This window comes from Akkermansiaceae bacterium (assembly GCA_019634595.1).
GTDB lineage: Bacteria > Verrucomicrobiota > Verrucomicrobiia > Verrucomicrobiales > Akkermansiaceae > Luteolibacter.
This window is the reverse complement of record JAHCBC010000007.1, coordinates 150,063-166,871: the sequence shown is the minus strand read 5'-3', so window position 1 is coordinate 166,871 and position 16,809 is coordinate 150,063. Positions and strand designations below refer to the sequence as shown.

Annotated in this window: 15 protein-coding genes and 2 CRISPR repeat arrays (1 of these 17 cut by a window edge); of the genes, 14 read left to right on the top strand and 1 reads right to left on the bottom strand. The window is 60.4% G+C overall.

Going from position 1 to position 16,809, the window contains the following annotated elements; translation table 11 throughout:
• Positions 1–55: 55 nt before the first annotated feature.
• The 5 genes from KF712_21205 to KF712_21185 are packed head-to-tail and all read left to right on the top strand — an operon-like array spanning position 56 to position 2,483.
• A complete protein-coding gene (locus KF712_21205) occupies positions 56–445 on the top strand; it encodes a winged helix-turn-helix transcriptional regulator (protein ID MBX3743518.1) in 390 nt (129 codons plus the stop codon).
• Positions 442–921, top strand: coding sequence for a hypothetical protein (locus KF712_21200; GenBank protein ID MBX3743517.1), 480 nt, complete (start codon positions 442–444; stop codon positions 919–921). The genes KF712_21205 and KF712_21200 overlap by 4 nt, the downstream gene beginning before the upstream one ends.
• Positions 922–925: 4 nt before the next feature.
• Complete coding sequence (locus tag KF712_21195) at positions 926–1,597, top strand: aquaporin (protein MBX3743516.1); 672 nt, start codon at positions 926–928, stop codon at positions 1,595–1,597.
• A complete protein-coding gene (locus KF712_21190) occupies positions 1,567–2,046 on the top strand; it encodes an arsenate reductase ArsC (protein ID MBX3743515.1) in 480 nt (159 codons plus the stop codon). The genes KF712_21195 and KF712_21190 overlap by 31 nt, the downstream gene beginning before the upstream one ends.
• Entirely contained in the window at positions 2,043–2,483 is a 441-nt protein-coding gene (locus KF712_21185) for an arsenate reductase ArsC (protein MBX3743514.1), read from the top strand. The genes KF712_21190 and KF712_21185 overlap by 4 nt, the downstream gene beginning before the upstream one ends.
• A gap of 515 nt (positions 2,484–2,998) precedes the next feature.
• On the opposite strand, the gene KF712_21180 is transcribed toward KF712_21185, so the two are convergent.
• Positions 2,999–3,151, bottom strand: a complete 153-nt coding sequence (locus KF712_21180; GenBank protein ID MBX3743513.1) for a hypothetical protein — start codon at positions 3,149–3,151, stop codon at positions 2,999–3,001.
• Between the two features lie 565 nt (positions 3,152–3,716).
• Here KF712_21180 and KF712_21175 point away from each other — a divergent pair.
• The 9 genes from KF712_21175 (at position 3,717) to cas2 (ending at position 13,039) form a co-directional block, all read left to right on the top strand.
• On the top strand, positions 3,717–4,250 hold the full coding sequence (locus KF712_21175; GenBank protein ID MBX3743512.1) for a hypothetical protein: 534 nt from the start codon (positions 3,717–3,719) through the stop codon (positions 4,248–4,250).
• Entirely contained in the window at positions 4,247–4,936 is a 690-nt protein-coding gene (locus tag KF712_21170) for a hypothetical protein (protein ID MBX3743511.1), read from the top strand. Before KF712_21175 ends, KF712_21170 begins: the two co-directional genes overlap by 4 nt.
• A 323-nt stretch (positions 4,937–5,259) precedes the next feature.
• Positions 5,260–7,434, top strand: a complete 2,175-nt coding sequence (locus KF712_21165; protein MBX3743510.1) for a CRISPR-associated endonuclease Cas3'' — start codon at positions 5,260–5,262, stop codon at positions 7,432–7,434.
• Positions 7,435–7,626: 192 nt separating this feature from the next.
• Positions 7,627–8,355 (top strand): type I-C CRISPR-associated protein Cas5, encoded by a 729-nt coding sequence (gene cas5c, locus KF712_21160; protein MBX3743509.1) that lies wholly within the window; start codon positions 7,627–7,629, stop codon positions 8,353–8,355.
• On the top strand, positions 8,352–10,112 hold the full coding sequence (cas8c, locus tag KF712_21155; protein ID MBX3743508.1) for a type I-C CRISPR-associated protein Cas8c/Csd1: 1,761 nt from the start codon (positions 8,352–8,354) through the stop codon (positions 10,110–10,112). Before cas5c ends, cas8c begins: the two co-directional genes overlap by 4 nt.
• 55 nt (positions 10,113–10,167) lie before the next feature.
• On the top strand, positions 10,168–11,025 hold the full coding sequence (gene cas7c, locus KF712_21150; protein ID MBX3743507.1) for a type I-C CRISPR-associated protein Cas7/Csd2: 858 nt from the start codon (positions 10,168–10,170) through the stop codon (positions 11,023–11,025).
• 22 nt (positions 11,026–11,047) lie between these two features.
• Positions 11,048–11,686 carry a CRISPR-associated protein Cas4 gene (gene cas4 / locus KF712_21145; GenBank protein ID MBX3743506.1) on the top strand — a complete coding sequence of 213 codons (639 nt, stop codon included), beginning with the start codon at positions 11,048–11,050 and terminating at the stop codon, positions 11,684–11,686.
• The gene (gene cas1c, locus KF712_21140) at positions 11,683–12,723 is read left to right on the top strand and encodes a type I-C CRISPR-associated endonuclease Cas1 (GenBank protein ID MBX3743505.1); all 1,041 of its coding nucleotides are present in this window, start codon (positions 11,683–11,685) and stop codon (positions 12,721–12,723) included. The genes cas4 and cas1c overlap by 4 nt, the downstream gene beginning before the upstream one ends.
• Before the next feature lie 25 nt (positions 12,724–12,748).
• The gene (cas2, locus tag KF712_21135; protein ID MBX3743504.1) at positions 12,749–13,039 is read left to right on the top strand and encodes a CRISPR-associated endonuclease Cas2; all 291 of its coding nucleotides are present in this window, start codon (positions 12,749–12,751) and stop codon (positions 13,037–13,039) included.
• A 229-nt stretch (positions 13,040–13,268) separates the two neighbouring features.
• Positions 13,269–14,608: a CRISPR direct-repeat array (repeat unit 31 nt; unit sequence GTCGCCCCTTCACGGGGGCGCGGGTTGAAAC).
• 90 nt (positions 14,609–14,698) lie between these two features.
• A CRISPR array of direct repeats spans positions 14,699–16,809; the repeat unit is 31 nt; unit sequence GTCGCCCCTTCACGGGGGCGCGGGTTGAAAC; it runs 964 nt beyond the window's last position.

The window sequence follows — 16,809 nt, the reverse complement described above, 5'->3', positions numbered from 1 at the left end:
TTTCGTAACGAAAAATTACGTTGCGAAAATTGCCGATGCGTGTTCTTGTTCCCGCATGCCATCGGTTGTCGAACTGAACAAAGCGCTCGCGGACCGGACCCGCTGGAGGATCGTCCGAATGGCGATGAACGAGCCTCTCTGCGTCTGCGAGCTGGCGGATGTGCTGGGGATGCCGCAGTCCTCCGTGTCCAGCCATGTCCAGATCATCCGCAAGGCGGGGCTGCTGGAGAGCGAGAAGGCGGAGAAGTGGACCTACTTCCGCGTGCGCTCCACCTACCTGAAGCTGTTGCTGAAGATGGTGGAGCTGTTTCCCGACGGGGCGAAGGAGTGCCAGGAGGATGAAGCACGCCTGGAAAGCCGGCTCGCACAACGTCGGGACAGTTGCTGCCCGGGGCCGAAACTCCTCAAGAGCCGGAAAACTTCCACCACCACTACCAAGCCATGATCCTTTCCGAACTGAAGCAACTGCTCGCCGAGCACTCCGGCCGTTACTTCCGCATCAGTCTTCCTGACGGGGCTGCGGTGCCCGTTTCCTTCCACGTCACGGAGGTGGGCCGGGTGCAGAAGACCTTCCTCGATTGCGGCGGCACGCTACGGGAATCGCTGACATGCCAGCTCCAGGTCTGGGTGGGGGAGGACTACGACCACCGGATAGAGACCGGAAAGATGGCGGCCATCCTCAACAAGGCGCGTGCCTACCTGCCGGATGAATCCATCCCGGTGGAGGTGGAGTATGAGGACCGTGTCATTTCCCAATATACCATCGAAGGCCATGAGCTGACTGATGACGCGGTGGTGCTGAAGCTCGCCCACAAGCACACCGAGTGCCTGGCACCGGAGCTTTGCGGCCTGCCGCCACTGCCAGGAGCGGGAAAGATCAAATCAACCTCCGCCTGCTGCGGGCCGAAGGGATGCTGCTGAGGCTATGAACCGTTGGCTGGCGGAAGCGTGCGGAACCTTCGTCCTCGTGTTCGCGGGCACGGGGGCGATTATCGTCGATGCGGTGAGCGGCGGGGCGATCGGCCACGCCGGGATCGCACTGGTGTTCGGCCTCGTCGTCGCGGCCATGATCCACACCTTCGGGGACGTCAGCGGGGCGCATCTCAATCCGGCTGTCACGCTGGCCTTCGTGGTGGCCGGGAGATTTCCAGCCAGGAACCTGCCGGGCTACGTGGCCGCCCAGATCGCCGGGGCACTCGCGGCCAGCGGGGTGCTTGCGGTTCTGTTTCCCGGTGCGGGGACGCTGGGGGAGACGCTCCCCGCCGGGCCGGTGATGCAGTCGCTGGTCCTGGAGCTCATCCTCACCGCCATCCTCATGATGGTGATCCTGGGGGTATCCACCGGAGCGAAGGAAAAGGGGATCACCGCGGGCCTGGCGATCGGTTCCGTGATCGCCTTCGAGGCCATGTTCGCGGGCCCCATTTCCGGAGCCTCGATGAATCCGGCCCGTTCCCTAGCGCCCGCCCTTGTCGGTGGAAATCTGCAGCATCTCTGGCTCTATCTCGTCGCCACCAGCCTCGGCGCGGTGGCCGCCGTTCCCCTCTGTTCATGCATCCGCGGCAAGGAATGCTGCGGAGCACCAACCACCGATCCATGAAACCAACCCTACTTGTGCTCTGCACCGGCAACAGCTGCCGCTCCCACCTCGCCGAAGGCATCCTGAAGTCCGCCCTCGGCAACGCCTTTCGCATCGAAAGCGCCGGCTCAAAGCCCGCCGGTTACGTCCACCCGCTGGCCATCCGCGCGCTCGCGGAAATCGGCATCGACATCAGCTCCCACCGCTCGAAGCACCTGGACGAGTTCCTGGCGGACGACATCGAGACGGTGATCACGGTCTGCGGAAATGCGGACCAGGCCTGCCCCATGTTCCCCGGTCAGATGAACCGCCACCATTTCCCGTTCGATGACCCTGCCCACGCCACCGGCAGCGAGGAGGAACAGATGACTGTGTTCCGCCGTGTCAGGGATGAGATCCGGGCCGTCTTCACCGCCTATGCGGAGGGAAGAAAGGATGGCCTCAAATCCAATGAACGCCAGAAATCATGAAGAGGAGCGTGCTATTCATCTGCGTCCACAACAGCGCCAGAAGCCAAATGGCAGAAGGGCTTCTCAATCACTTCTGTCCTGATCACTTTGTTGCCGAAAGTGCTGGCCTTGAAGAGGGAGCCTTGAATCCATACGCGGTCCTGGCGATGGCCGAAATCGGGATCGATATTTCGGCCAAGTCAACACGCCGTGCTTTTGATGTCGTCAAAACGGGGAAGGTGTTCGCTCATGCGATCTCACTTTGCGAAGAGGCAAGCGAAGGTCGTTGTCCCGTTCTCCCTCGTCACGGTTTCAGGCATCATTGGGAATTTCCCAATCCTGCTCTGAACGAAGGTGGTGACGATGAGAAGCTTGAACGGATGCGGCAGGTTAGAGGCCTGATCTCCACCAAAATTCAGGCGTGGTGCGACGAGCAATGTGGAATCGCAGCACGATAACCCCTAACAGGCAAAGACGGTGATATGTGATTTTTAGCTTTCCCTTGAGGGAGGTTGTGATCATATGACAGCTACTGATCCAAAGAACCCTCTGTGAAGCCTGCCGCGCTGCTGCTTGTTTGTCTTCCCTGAGGTGTGGCTATCGGATGGATTTCGGTCGATCGGAGTGGATTAACCGAAGATCAGAAGAAAGAATCCAGCTCACCTACCAGGCGACAACCGCGCCCGGCGCGCGAGACTAATTCCGGTGCCGTATGGGACGAAAGTGACTTCCGTAGGGCTGCTGAGGAGTATGCTGCTGGGATTCAGAGTCCTGACCCACACGACAAACGCAACAAGCTGTTGGCTGACTACTCCGATGAGGAACTCATAGCTGCTCTGGGCGAAGGCCTCAAAGATCCGAAACTGTTACATAATGGTGGCATGCATTCCATCGTCTCTCCTCTTTTCGGTGAACTGCTCAGGAGAGATTTCGACAAAGGGCTGCAGTGGTTCTCCGAGCAGTCAGGAGTTCATCAGACTGCGTTGGCGAGTTGGCTCTCTTTGGGATGGATCATGTCGCAGGCTCCGTGCTTGGTCATGCCGACCTTGGCATCCGGATCATGGGGGTTGACCCATTCTTCGTTGGAGGTCTTGCGGCCCTTGCGCTTCTTGTCGAAACGGCGCACGGCCTTGGTGTCGTCCGGGTCGATCCCGGCTCCTTCCGGTTCTCGCCCTGCCTCTCGCGACCGGCAGCTTCCGTCTCAGCGGTCCCTCCAACGACGAGATCGTGACCTACCGGGGTGGATGGGCATTGAGTGGTATCGCCAAGGATGCGGATCGGACGACCCAGAGGGATACATTGGAGGGAGTTCTCTCACAGATGCCACGGGAGGACCGCGGCTGGTTTGAGGAAGGGTTTTCGGACGGACTCAGGGGACGGAAGGCCCGTTACGACGTTCCGGATGACCTGTTCGGTGAGGAATGAACCACGGCTATGGACCTCTTCGGAATACTCATTGGCATTGTGAAACTCGCCCTGGTGGTGGGAGGCATCGTGCTGGTGGTCAGGGCGACACGATCAAAGGGAGCGGCTGGAGTGAATCTCAAGCGGGTCAAATGCTGCGGATGTGGAACGGAAGCACCCGCCTTCCGGAAGCCCAAGGACAAGGAGGAGTTCATGTGGGGAGGATGGACTTGCGAAAAGTGCGGTCAGCGGATGGACAAGTGGGGGAATCCACGGACCGATCAACCATGAAAGCGAACGAAGAAACCAAGCGCCAAGGAATGGACTGCAGCAGCGTCTCCAGGCTGATGGCCGTCATTGTGGTACTCTGTGCCACCCTCTGCCTGACAGGCCCTTGTGAGGCCTCTGGAGGGCCAAATGGCACCATCTCCGCCAAGGTCCATGTTCCTAGCTACCTTGCCTCCAGATTCAGCTTCCTGGATGACCTTTTCTCAGCGGCAGGTAGGTCCGGTGGCAAAACATACGGCTACGGCTACCAAGGAGCCCAGCGTGAAGAAAGGAGAGGGGAGCGTGGGTTCTTCTACTACGTGTTCCAGACCCTGCTCCGTCTGACTTCAGGAGTGTTCCTCGCCTATCACGCTGGAACCCTGATCGAGAAGATCAAGCGGAAGAACAACGGCCTCGATACGGTCGTTGCTATTGGTGGTTTCGTCTTCTCCCTCATTTTCCCGTGGATCGGCTTCCTGATCGGGGGAGTCTGCTGGGGACTCTGGAAGCTGTCGGATGATTCCGCGAAAACCACATCCGCTCCAAGTCGATGAAATTGGACCGTGAGAAACTGCTTCGTTGGGCGAGGATCGCGGCTGCCATCTGCCGGTACACAGGCGTGGTGGTGCTGACTTTCACCCTGACTGCGAGCCTCACTGAGGAGGGGGAGTTCAGAGCCCAGGTGGTGCTTCCGTTACAATCCGTCGCGGGACCGAACTGGGTGGACGACATCAGCATGGTCGCTGAGAGCACACGATCCGCCATGCGCCATATGAGCCGTGAGGATATCGTGTCCGGTCTGAATGAGGGGAGGGAAGAGGACGGTGATTTGATGGCCTGGAGGGATGAACTCCGGATCGTGGATGCCTACGCCAGGCAGTTGGAGGAGTCGGTCATCCGGGGGACTACCATACGCCCCATTAGTGAAGGGCAGGAAATGGATGTTTCGGTGCCTGATCCGGAATACAGGAACAGTAACAGCTGCTCTCCGTTCGACCATTTCTATGGGGTTGGCAGTGCAAATTCTTCCCCGCAACAGGTGGAGGCTCCCAGTGGGAAAAGCCGTGAGGATCTGAACAACGAGGCGCTCAGGGCTTGGAACGCCACGATGAAGGACCGGAACTATGCGGTCCTGGCAATCCCTTCCACGGCATCGCATTATCCCTACGGAGATACAGTGATGTCCTTGGTCTGGACAGGTAGCCGAAGCAGTCTCAGTCGGAATCGGGAGCGAAGGTGAACAGCACATCGGACCCTGGGTTCCGTGCCCCAGGTTATGACTCCATGGGTGATTTTGGAGAGCGAAACCCAATGCCGGCGATCTATAGAGGGCATTGGTAACTATTGAGATTCGGATTTCACCGGATCGAAGAATCAGGGAGACTTGCATTGGAGTGTTTCGGTCAATGATATGATTTCATGAATCGATTCGCTCACAGCGCTCCGGAGGGTGGAGAGATGGAGCCGCTTTTCACATCCTGCGCGGACAGCGGTAGCAGCGGTGATCGTGGAGCTTGCGAAGCATGCCGGCTGCTCCTTCCGGATCATGGACATCTCAATAAAGTGGCATCCTTATGTGCCACATTTGCTGGAGCATTGTTCCCGGGGGGAGACGACTCCGCAGCCGCGTCAGGCTGGGGTTATCTGGCCGGATTGTGGCATGATTTGGGTAAATTTCCCGAAGAATGGCAGGCCTATCTGCTCTCAAAGTGCGATCCACATGAGGCGGATGTGAACGGGAAGCTTGATCATGCCACCGCCGGAGCCCGCTTCGCGGTCGGGAAACACTGGTTCGCGGGGCAGGTCCTTGCCAATGTGATCGCCTCCCATCATTCGGGGCTTCTGGATGCGACGTCGGGGGAGCTTGGGAAAGCGTGTCTGGATGCCAGGCTGAAGAAGCGAGATCTGCCGGAGGTGGGGGATCTTCCTGTGGAGATCACATCTCCTGCCATCCCGCCGTTCCCGCCTTTCCTCGACAGGGATCCGTTTTCCGTGGGGTTTTTCACACGCATGCTGTTTTCCTGCTTGGTGGATGCGGATTTCCTGGCGACGGAAGCATTCATGGATCCGGATCGCAGGGGTGTTCGGAACCGAATTCCTGATTCGGCGTTACCGGATATTCTGGAACGAGTGGAGGTGAGGATACGGGAGTTCGGTGAGCCTGCTCCGGAAGATGTGGTGGCTGTCCAGCGAAAGCGCGTCGCGGAGGATTGCCGGTCAGCGGCATCCTGGCCGCCGGGCCTTTTCACCCTCACGGTGCCCACTGGGGGAGGGAAGACTCTTTCGTCGCTCGTGTTCGCCCTCCGCCATGCGATCACACACGGAAAGAAGCGGGTGATCTTCGTGGTTCCCTTCACCTCGATCATCGAACAAAACGCGGAGGTCATCCGCAGTATCGTCGATCCGCTCCGCATCGACTCTTTCCTCCCGCTCATCGAGCACCATTCGAACCTTTCGCCGGAGCACGATACGGAGCGTTCCCGGCTGGCTGCGGAAAATTGGGATGCGCCGATCATCATCACGACGGCGGTGCAATTCTACGAATCCCTTTTCGCCGCGAAAACTTCCCGATGCCGCAAGCTCCATAACATCGCGAACTCCGTGGTGATCCTGGATGAGGCGCAGACCCTGCCGGTCGATTTTCTCAGTCCCTGCCTCCGTGTGCTACGTGAGCTTTCCTCACATTACCAGACGACGGTGGTGCTATGTACCGCCACGCAGCCGGCCATCCGGCAGGATGAAAAGGAGTTTCCCATAGGCCTGGACGGCTGCCGGGAGATCATCCGGGACACCACTGCACTCTTCGATGCGCTGAAGCGGGTGGAGGTGGTCCCGGTCGGCAGGATGTCTGATGCAGAGCTTGCCGGACGTCTGGCAGGGCATCATCAGGTGCTGTGCATCGTCAACCGCAGGAGGCACGCGCAGGAGTTGTTCCGCCTGTTGGGCGAAGGTGAGGGGAATTTCCATCTTTCCGCGCTCATGTGCCCGGCGCATCGCCTGGAGATCCTCCGCACAATCCGGGGAAGGCTTCAGGACGGCCTGCCGGTTAGGGTGATCTCCACCCAGCTCATCGAGGCGGGTGTGGATGTGGACTTTCCGGTGGTTTATCGGTCGCTCGCCGGGTTGGACTCCATCGCGCAGGCGGCAGGCCGGTGCAACCGCAACGGACACCATCCCCTTTGCCAAACCTATGTTTTCGAGCCGGAGGATGACGGAGGTGAAGCCTATTTCAGGGACACGGCGCAAGTTGCCAAGGAGGTCATTGGGCTCTTTCCCGATCTCTTGGGTGAAGATGCGATCCGGAGCTACTTTGACCTGTACTACTACCGCCAGAAGGGCCGGTGGGACTCCAAGGGGATTATGGAAGGGGACAGTTTCCGCATGGAACCCCAAGACCGTAGCTTGCCACTCAAATTCCAATACAAAACCGTCGCGGAGAAGTTTTGGCTGATCGATGGAGGTCAGGTTCCTGTCATCATTGATTTCGATGAGAAGGCCCACGTGCTGATTGAAAAACTGCGTAATCCGGCTGTCCCGCTGAACAGGGATCTACTCCGCGGGCTACAGCGATACACCGTCCAGATTCGTGAGAGTGAGAGGGACCGGAACATCCGTTCGCTTGAGGCGGTGCGGGACGGACAGTTCCATGTCCTGGTTTCCAGAGAATTGAATTATTCGGATGGGTATGGGCTGATTTTTGATGATGCGGAAGAGTCACGAAAGAAACTGATCATATGAAATCATGGCAAGAGGGCTGCGACTTTTGCTGATCCCCCTACACGTTCGGTAAATCCTTTAATTGGTTCTCGCCCTATTTTCTGCCGGAGCGAGCGAGTCTGCTCCGGTAGAAAATTTGGTAGTCAATATTTCGTTGGATCGGGAGATGGAATTGTTTGACGGAATGCTTTCCTGTCAGTTGATCTATCGGAAATGGGTAAGTTTGGCATATTTCTCAAAGTTTCCGGAGACTACGCCCTGTTTTCGCGGCCGGAGATGAAGGTGGAGCGCGTTTCTTATGATGTGATGACGCCTTCCGCCGCCCGGGGCATTCTGGAGGCAATCTATTGGAAGCCACAGATCCGGTGGACCATTGATGAGATCCATGTGCTGAACCCGATCCGGTTCACCAATATCCGCCGCAATGAGATCGCGTCGAAAATTTCGGTGAAGGGCGCATCCGGGGTGAATGCGGCGATGAAGAACCCGGAGATACGACCTACCCTGGACGTGGCGGGTGACCGCCAGCAGCGGGCGTCCCTTTTGCTCAAGGATGTTGCCTACCTGATCCGGGCGCACATCCGGGTGCTGGACCCGCGGGTGGAAAAGGGCGGCGCTCCATCGCCGGAGAATGAGGCGGTGGGCAAACACCTGGACATGTTCAAGCGGCGGGCGCGGAAAGGGCAGGCATTCCACCAGCCGTATTTCGGCTGCCGGGAGTTCCCGGTGCGTTTCGAACTCATCGAGGATGAATCGGACATTCCTCCGCCTGATGTCTCACTCATGGGGCCGAAGGATCTCGGCTTCATGCTCCATGACATTGAGTTCGATGCGGACCGTTCCACCAACAGGGTCCGCTCCACCACACCGCATTTCTTCCGTCCCGTGATGACGGACGGCGTGATCCACGTGCCGGAACTCCCATTCGCCATCAGGCCATGATCCTCCAGGCTCTCAACGAACTCTACGACCGGTTGGCGGGCGATGCCGCCTATGAAATCGCCCCACCGGGCTTCTCCCCTCAGAAGATCAGCTTCCGGATCGTACTGGAGGCGGATGGCACTCTCCATGACATCCAGGACGCCCGCACGCCGGATGAGAGAGGCAGGCCGCAGAACACGGTGATGCTGGTACCGGGGGAGGCAAAACCGTCCGGCTCCGGCATCAATCCCGGGCTGCTATGGGACAACCAGACTTATCTGCTGGGCCGACAACCGGAGGACAAGCCCGCGGGCTTCGGGGAGAAGCGCTTCGAGGCACTGCGTCAACGCCACCTTGAGTTGGAAAAAACCATCGAGGATCCGGGGTTTTCCGCGGTCTGCCGATTTCTGGAGCAGTGGGATCCCGTGCGGATCGCGGAGTATCCCAGGCTCAATGAGGTTGGAACGGGTTTCGGAATTTTCGGCATCCGGGGAGAGAAGCGCGCGGTGCATGAGTCGAAAAAGGTCCAGGAATGGTGGCGCGGAACGCTGGAGAAGGGTGGGGAAGGGGATCAGGAAGCGGAGCAGTGTCTGGTGACCGGTAGTATGTCGTCTCCCGCCCGACTTCATCCGAAGATCAAGGGCGTGACAGGCTCGCAGGCTGCGGGAGCATCGCTGGTATCCTTCAATGCCGCCGCTTATGAATCCTACGGGAAGACCCAGAGTTTCAATGCCCCCGTCAGCGGTGAGGTTGCCTTCCAATACGGCACCGCACTGAACTCTCTCCTGACCGGGCCACAGGCGAAGAAACATCGCCTCCGCATCGGGGACACCACCGCGGTTTTCTGGACGGAGAAGCGAACATTGCTGGAAGATCTACTTGCGGACGTTTTTTCCGGAGGCTCCCAGGCGGTGGAGGAAACCCAGGATGCGACGAGACGCGACCAGATGCGGCACCTGCTGGAGGCTGTGAGATCCGGTGGTGGATATGTGGAACAAGGGGAATCCGAAACTCCCTTCTTCATCCTGGGTCTGGCACCGAACGCGGCGCGTGTCTCCATCCGCTTTTTCCACCGGTCCACCACGGCGGATTTGCTGGAGAAACTGCATGAGCATCACCGTTGTATCGAGATGGTCCGGCAGTTCACGGAGCCAATCGGAAAAAGGTTCGCAGATCCGGCGTTTCCCGCCATCTGGCAAATCCTGCGTGAGACCGCCCGTGTGGCGGATGAGATTCCGCCCCTCCTTGGCGGTGCGCTCACCCGGGCCATCGTGGAGGGTACGTCGTATCCGGAGGGACTCTTCTCGGCGGTCATCCGCCGGATCCATGCGGACCGGACCATCAATTACCTCCGCTCCGCCACACTGAAGGCCGTCCTTGTCCGCAATCATCAAATCGATATACCCGTCATGTTAGATCCAGAAAACACCGATCCCCCCTATCGCCTTGGCAGGCTTTTCGCCGTGCTGGAGAAAACCCAGGAAGATGCTCTAGGCCCTATCAATGCAGGCATCCGCGAAAAGTTCTACAGCAGCGCCTCCGCCACGCCGGCCAGTGTTTTTCCGAGGATTCTCCGGACGTACCAGCACCATCTGGCCAAGCTGAACGGTGGTGCTAAGCTGAACCGTGAACGATTGATTCAGGACGTTCTTGCAGGATTGGATGGCAGAGGTTTCCCCAACCAGCTCTCCCTGAAAAACCAAGGTATCTTCGCGATCGGCTACTACCACCAGCGAAAGGACTTCTTCACCAAGAAAGAAGGAAACAAGGGAGACTGATCCTCCCTGCAACCCCACTGAATCACGCAACCACTCTCACTTCATTCCCGAAACCATGAACCATCGCTACGACTTCCTCTACCTTTTCGACGCGCAGGATGCCAATCCGAACGGAGACCCTGACGCTGGCAACCTGCCGCGCATCGACGTGGAGACCGGCCAGGGTCTCGTCACCGATGTCTGCCTGAAGCGCAAGATCCGCAACTTTGTCGCGATGACTGCAGACGGTGCGGACGGGAAGCGCATTTATTTTACCGATGGCGCCGTCCTCAACAACCAGCACAAGGAAGCGCATGAGGCGGTGGGCATTCCCGAGAAAGAGTCGAAAACCCCGAAGGACGGAAAGAAAGATGAGGCCACCCAATGGATGGCGAAGAATTACTACGATGTGCGAACATTCGGCGCGGTGATGTCAACCGATGTCAACTGCGGCCAGGTCCGGGGACCGGTGCAGATCTCATTCGCGCGCTCCATCGACCCCATCGTGTCCAGCGAGCACGCCATCACCCGTTCCTCAGTGACCAACGAAAAGGACGCGGAGAAGGAGCGGACCATGGGCAGGAAGTTCACGGTGCCATACGGGCTCTACAAGGCGCACGGTTTCGTGAATCCGTTTCTGGCGAAGCAAACAGGCTTCGGGGATGAGGATTTGGAACTCCTGTTCCAGGCGTTGGAGAACGCGTTTCAGTTCGACCAGTCCGCCGCCCGCCCAGCGGGGAGTATGAGCCCCCGCAGCCTCATCGTTTTCAAACATGACACGGCCCTCGGGGCAGCGCCCAGCCACAAGCTGTTCGACGCGGTGTCCGTGAAAAAGAAAGACGGGGTGGAGGCACCCCGGTCTTTCTCTGATTACGTGGTTTCCATCGACCGCACTGCCATCCCGGCGGGTGTAGAAGTCATCGAACGCTTGTAACGGACCGCGCCCGGATTACCCCATGTTCGGAGAGGACCAGCTCATCCCCATATCGGCGTTGCAGCATTGGCTGTATTGCCCCCGGCAGTGTGCGCTGATCCATGTGGAGAGGGCCTGGGCGGAGAACCGATTCACCGCGGAGGGGAGGGTCATGCATGCCCGGGCGCATGATGGCCCGGACGAGTCCCGCCAAGGAGTGCGGATCACGCGTGGCCTGCCAGTACGTTCGCTGCGGCTTGGACTGGCTGGAGAATGTGACGTGGTGGAATTCCACCCCGGAGGACGCATCCTTCCGGTGGAATACAAAAGGGGAAAGCCGAAGTCCCACCGGGCGGACGAGGTGCAGCTCTGCGCCCAGGCGCTGTGTCTCGAGGAAATGCTGTCCGCCTCCGTTCCCGGCGGCTGCCTCTACTACGGAGAGCGGCGCAGGCGGATGGAGATCCCTTTCGATGCTGATCTGAGGGACTTGGTGGCGGCTGCCGCGGTTGCGGTGCATGATTGCATTCGCGACGGGTTTACCCCACCCGCCGAGTATGAGACGAGACGGTGTGGCGCGTGCTCTCTTCTGGATCTCTGCCAACCGCAGGCACTGAGGTTCCGCCGGGGTGCCGGAGCCTGGTTTGGCCAGCGCCTCCGGGCGGTTCTTTCCGAGGAAACATGAAACGCCACCTGAACACCCTCTTCGTCACCTTGGATGGGTCCTATCTTCGCAAGGATGGAGCCGCGGTGGAAATCCGGCATGAGGGGGAGACGAAGATGCGCGTGCCGCTGCACAATCTGGAGGGAATCTCATGCTTCGGCTGGGACATCGGCGCCTCAGCGGCTCTCATGGCAGCGTGCGCGGAGGCCGGGGTGAGCATTTCCTTCCATACCCCCCATGGGAAATTCCTCGCCGCCACGCGAGGGTTCACCTCCGGGAACATCCTCCTCCGCAGGGAGCAATACCGCCGTGCGGACGATGAGGCGGCGTCCGTGGCCATAGCGGCGAACATGCTGGCGGCCAAGCTGGCGAATGCCCGCCAGGTGCTCATGCGCGCCGCCCGGGACCACGGCGGGAAATCCCCGGAGCGGGCCTCCGCCCTGGGGCAGGCGGCTGATGCCATCGCGGTCAGGATAGGCTTGTTGGGGCGTGCCGGGACCTTGGATTCGCTGCGCGGGATCGAAGGGGATGCTGCCTCCACCTATTTTTCCGTGTTCCGCCATCTGCTGGTGAACCATGACCCATTGGTGAGGATCTCCGGCCGCTCCCGCCGGCCGCCGCTGGATCCGGTCAATGCGCTGCTGTCTTTCCTCTACGTCCTGCTGATGCATGACTGCCGCAGCGCCTTGGAGAGCTGCGGCCTGGATCCGCAGTGCGGTTTCCTCCACCGCGACCGTCCCGGGCGGCCATCCCTAGCCTTGGACCTGATGGAGGAGTTCAGGGCGTTCCTGGCGGACAGAGTGGCGCTTACCCTCCTGAACCGGAAACAGATCACCTTTGCGGATTTCCGGACTGCGGAGTCAGGAGCGGTGCTGCTCAAAGACGATTCACGGAAACAGGTGCTGGCCGCCTGGCAGGAGCGCAAACAGGACGAGATAATCCACCCTTTCTTGGATGAAAGGGTCACCTTGGGGCTTTTGCCCCACCTGCAGGCGCGCCTGCTCGCCCGGCACCTGCGCGGGGATCTGGATGCTTACCCTGCCTTTCTGTCCAAATGAATAATCCCCGCTCTCCTCATCACACATGTATTTGCTCGTGACCTACGATGTGAACACCACGACTCCGGCGGGGAAATCCCGGTTGCGTCGGATCGCCAAAACGTGCCTTGATTACGGACAACGGGTTCAGAATTCGGTGTTCGAATGCAAGGTTGATCCGGGGCAACTGGTGGGGGTGAAATCGAAGCTCATGGACATCATCGATCCGGAGTTGGACAGCCTCCGTTTCTACCATCTGGGGGCGAACTGGAAGAACAGAGTGGAGCATCATGGTGCGAGACCCGGCTATGATGTGGATGGTCCCCTCATCATTTAGCCGTTCTTACCTCTGTGGTCTGGCATCGGTAATATGCCCGGAAGAGGTAGGCGCGAACCCCGAGTGATCATAATATTCCCGCAGGGTTCGCGCTTGTCGTAAATGCCTTCCGATCAGTTCTTTGACATAACCAGAAACGAATCCACCACCCACGATGGCCCTGGCAAGGGGTGGGTTCGCGCGGATATCTGCTCTTTCCAAGATGGCAGAAGGAATTCAGCATGCCGCAGTCGCCCCTTCACGGGGGCGCGGGTTGAAACATGGGTCTCTGACGGGATCGCCCCAATCCTGATGGTCGCCCCTTCACGGGGGCGCGGGTTGAAACCTCATCGCCGTCATCGTTCTTCGGCTGGATGATGGTCGCCCCTTCACGGGGGCGCGGGTTGAAACCTTGACCCCATCGAGCGACCACTCCCGTTCCTGGTCGCCCCTTCACGGGGGCGCGGGTTGAAACGTCCCAAGAATTTCAGTGGTGGCAGTCCTTCCGGCGTCGCCCCTTCACGGGGGCGCGGGTTGAAACACCGCGGTCCTGTCATCCCGGATCGACGGGGTTCGTCGCCCCTTCACGGGGGCGCGGGTTGAAACTGCTACGCCTCGGCGAAGGACGACCAAGGACTGGGTCGCCCCTTCACGGGGGCGCGGGTTGAAACAGTTCGTAAAGGATTTGATGGCCGCCGCAGGAAGTCGCCCCTTCACGGGGGCGCGGGTTGAAACTGAAAGTCTCATGGATGAACCGGGCAATGCGCCGGTCGCCCCTTCACGGGGGCGCGGGTTGAAACGTAGCGTAAACCGAGTTATTGACGAATAAGACGCGTCGCCCCTTCACGGGGGCGCGGGTTGAAACTAACGACTTAACTACGCCTCAGCATTCCCCGCCGTCGCCCCTTCACGGGGGCGCGGGTTGAAACAGCTTGGAATGGATGGCAACGGCGGAAACGTCCAGTCGCCCCTTCACGGGGGCGCGGGTTGAAACATCGGGGAAACGCTGGTTTTCCTGATCAATGGGGTCGCCCCTTCACGGGGGCGCGGGTTGAAACAGGCCGGCGGAGTCGTTGATGCGGACCGTGGTGTCGCCCCTTCACGGGGGCGCGGGTTGAAACTTCTCCAACGTCCTCTCACTCTCCCTCCACTCCGTCGCCCCTTCACGGGGGCGCGGGTTGAAACATATTCGTATTGCGGGGCTTTCCGCGACCGCTCACGTCGCCCCTTCACGGGGGCGCGGGTTGAAACAAATTCCTAATAGTTCCCTCGCCCTCCCGCACGGTCGCCCCTTCACGGGGGCGCGGGTTGAAACCGCCTCATGCAAAACGTGGTGTCCGCTTACTTCGTCGCCCCTTCACGGGGGCGCGGGTTGAAACATGATCGGCTGGCGGGATCACTGAGTTCTCACTCCCTCCTCTCCACCCGTCGCCCCTTCACGGGGCGGGTTGAAACATATTCCGTATTGCGGGGCTTTCCGCGACCGAGCCACGTCGCCCCTTCTTCACGGGGGCGCGGGCTGAAACAAATTTCTAATAGTTCCCTCGCCCTCCTGCACGGTCGCCCCTTCAATAAAGTGGGCTGAAACCGCCTTCATGCAAACGTGGTGTCCGCTTACTTCGTCGCCTTCACGGGGCGCGGCTGAAACATAATATGGTGGCGTTATCTCTGATTTTTCAAGTCGCCCCTTCTCACGGGCGCGTTGAAACTCCCGGGCCAGGTGCGTGACCGCCAGCGGTGGGGTCGCCCTTCACGGGGGCGCGGGTTGAAACATCGTCCGGGCGGCGGCCCGTATGACGAGATTCACGGTCGTCCCTTCACGGGGGCGCGGGTTGAAATCCGGCTCATCCATGCTCCTTCCAAGTCGCCCCTTCACGGGGGCGCGGGTTGAAACTCCCCGGGCCAGGGTGTGACCGCCAGCGGTGGGGTCGCCCCTTCACGGGGGCGCGGGTTGAAACATCGTCCGCGGCGGCCCGTATGACGAGACCACGGTCGCCCCTTCACGGGGGCGCGGGTTGAAACTGGCTCATCCAGGTCCGGTATTCCGTGACGTATTGTCGCCCCTTCACGGGGGCGCGGGTTGAAACACTCTGTCCCGTGACCCGTCCCGGGCCAGGGTGGTCGCCCCTTCACGGGGGCGCGGGTTGAAACCTCACCCGTCCCCGGATCCCGGAAACCGCGTCACGTCGCCCCTTCACGGGGGCGCGGGTTGAAACACGCATTCCGCATGCACGAAGCGGAAGTGTGCCGTCGCCCCTTCACGGGGGCGCGGGTTGAAACACCTATGCCGAGACAGAGATCCTCCGCCGCGCCGAAAGTCGCCCCTTCACGGGGGCGCGGGTTGAAACTTCGGGGCGATGCCGTCCTTCCGGCACCCCTTCAGTCGCCCCTTCACGGGGGCGCGGGTTGAAACCGGAATCCCGGTGTCATTGGCAGGGACGGCTTCGAGTCGCCCCTTCACGGGGGCGCGGGTTGAAACACCGAGGATGACACGGCATTCCGCCGGCGGATCCGTCGCCCCTTCACGGGGGCGCGGGTTGAAACATGACGCACCGGGTATTTTCGCGCAACAGTGCGGTCGCCCCTTCACGGGGGCGCGGGTTGAAACATGACGCACCGGGTATTCTCACGTAACAGTGCGGTCGCCCCTTCACGGGGGCGCGGGTTGAAACATCGACGTAGAGGAGTCGCGACTCAGACTCTCAGTCGCCCCTTCACGGGGGCGCGGGTTGAAACACCTCGGCCAGCATCAGGTCCTGCATCTCGACGGGTCGCCCCTTCACGGGGGCGCGGGTTGAAACATACCCTCCGGAGACAGCGTGAGCGGCGCAGCGGGTCGCCCCTTCACGGGGGCGCGGGTTGAAACTCGCCCAGGTTCTGGGCGCATTCAAGGTGAGCGTGTCGCCCCTTCACGGGGGCGCGGGTTGAAACGCGAACCCGCAGCGTTATGTCGAGGGCTGGCTGAGTCGCCCCTTCACGGGGGCGCGGGTTGAAACATCACCCCGAACGGAGAAGCCGAGGAACGCCGCCGTCGCCCCTTCACGGGGGCGCGGGTTGAAACACCATCTCGCACTCACGCTTGCTGGAGTTCTATCGTCGCCCCTTCACGGGGGCGCGGGTTGAAACTGGCGCTCCTTCATTATATCCATCGTCAGTCGAGGTCGCCCCTTCACGGGGGCGCGGGTTGAAACACCTCAATGGAGACGACGACGTTGTTTTCGAGATGTCGCCCCTTCACGGGGGCGCGGGTTGAAACTTCAACCTCTTCGTTGATGGCCGCGGCTACGCGGGAGTCGCCCCTTCACGGGGGCGCGGGTTGAAACTCCGCGCGGGCGAGGATCTGCTTCGGCGTGACTGGTCGCCCCTTCACGGGGGCGCGGGTTGAAACTCGCTGACATCGACGTAGCCGGACTTCGTGAGCGTCGCCCCTTCACGGGGGCGCGGGTTGAAACTCGGCGAGGTAGTGGCCGCCGTTGCCCGACTGGAGTCGCCCCTTCACGGGGGCGCGGGTTGAAACAACAAGATCTCCGCTTTCATTGGCCCGTGGTTCGGTCGCCCCTTCACGGGGGCGCGGGTTGAAACTCCCTCCCCGGGTGGCAGATGATGCGCTCAAGGGTCGCCCCTTCACGGGGGCGCGGGTTGAAACCGCCGATACCGCATCGCTCTATCCCAGCACCGGCGGTCGCCCCTTCACGGGGGCGCGGGTTGAAACCTTCAGCGATGTCCGATCGGCTTTTCACGGCTTCGTCGCCCCTTCACGGGGGCGCGGGTTGAAACAGGTGGATAGTCAG

What these genes read in the sequence shown, in the direction of transcription:
- KF712_21205 (MBX3743518.1), top strand. Translation starts at nt 56, where the DNA reads ATGCCATCGGTTGTCGAACTGAACAAAGCGCTCGCGGACCGGACCCGC.
- KF712_21200 (MBX3743517.1), top strand. Translation starts at nt 442, where the DNA reads ATGATCCTTTCCGAACTGAAGCAACTGCTCGCCGAGCACTCCGGCCGT.
- KF712_21195 (MBX3743516.1), top strand. Translation starts at nt 926, where the DNA reads ATGAACCGTTGGCTGGCGGAAGCGTGCGGAACCTTCGTCCTCGTGTTC.
- KF712_21190 (MBX3743515.1), top strand. Translation starts at nt 1,567, where the DNA reads ATGCTGCGGAGCACCAACCACCGATCCATGAAACCAACCCTACTTGTG.
- KF712_21185 (MBX3743514.1), top strand. Translation starts at nt 2,043, where the DNA reads ATGAAGAGGAGCGTGCTATTCATCTGCGTCCACAACAGCGCCAGAAGC.
- KF712_21175 (MBX3743512.1), top strand. Translation starts at nt 3,717, where the DNA reads ATGAAAGCGAACGAAGAAACCAAGCGCCAAGGAATGGACTGCAGCAGC.
- KF712_21170 (MBX3743511.1), top strand. Translation starts at nt 4,247, where the DNA reads ATGAAATTGGACCGTGAGAAACTGCTTCGTTGGGCGAGGATCGCGGCT.
- cas5c (MBX3743509.1), top strand. Translation starts at nt 7,627, where the DNA reads ATGGGTAAGTTTGGCATATTTCTCAAAGTTTCCGGAGACTACGCCCTG.
- cas8c (MBX3743508.1), top strand. Translation starts at nt 8,352, where the DNA reads ATGATCCTCCAGGCTCTCAACGAACTCTACGACCGGTTGGCGGGCGAT.
- cas7c (MBX3743507.1), top strand. Translation starts at nt 10,168, where the DNA reads ATGAACCATCGCTACGACTTCCTCTACCTTTTCGACGCGCAGGATGCC.
- cas4 (MBX3743506.1), top strand. Translation starts at nt 11,048, where the DNA reads ATGTTCGGAGAGGACCAGCTCATCCCCATATCGGCGTTGCAGCATTGG.
- cas1c (MBX3743505.1), top strand. Translation starts at nt 11,683, where the DNA reads ATGAAACGCCACCTGAACACCCTCTTCGTCACCTTGGATGGGTCCTAT.
- cas2 (MBX3743504.1), top strand. Translation starts at nt 12,749, where the DNA reads ATGTATTTGCTCGTGACCTACGATGTGAACACCACGACTCCGGCGGGG.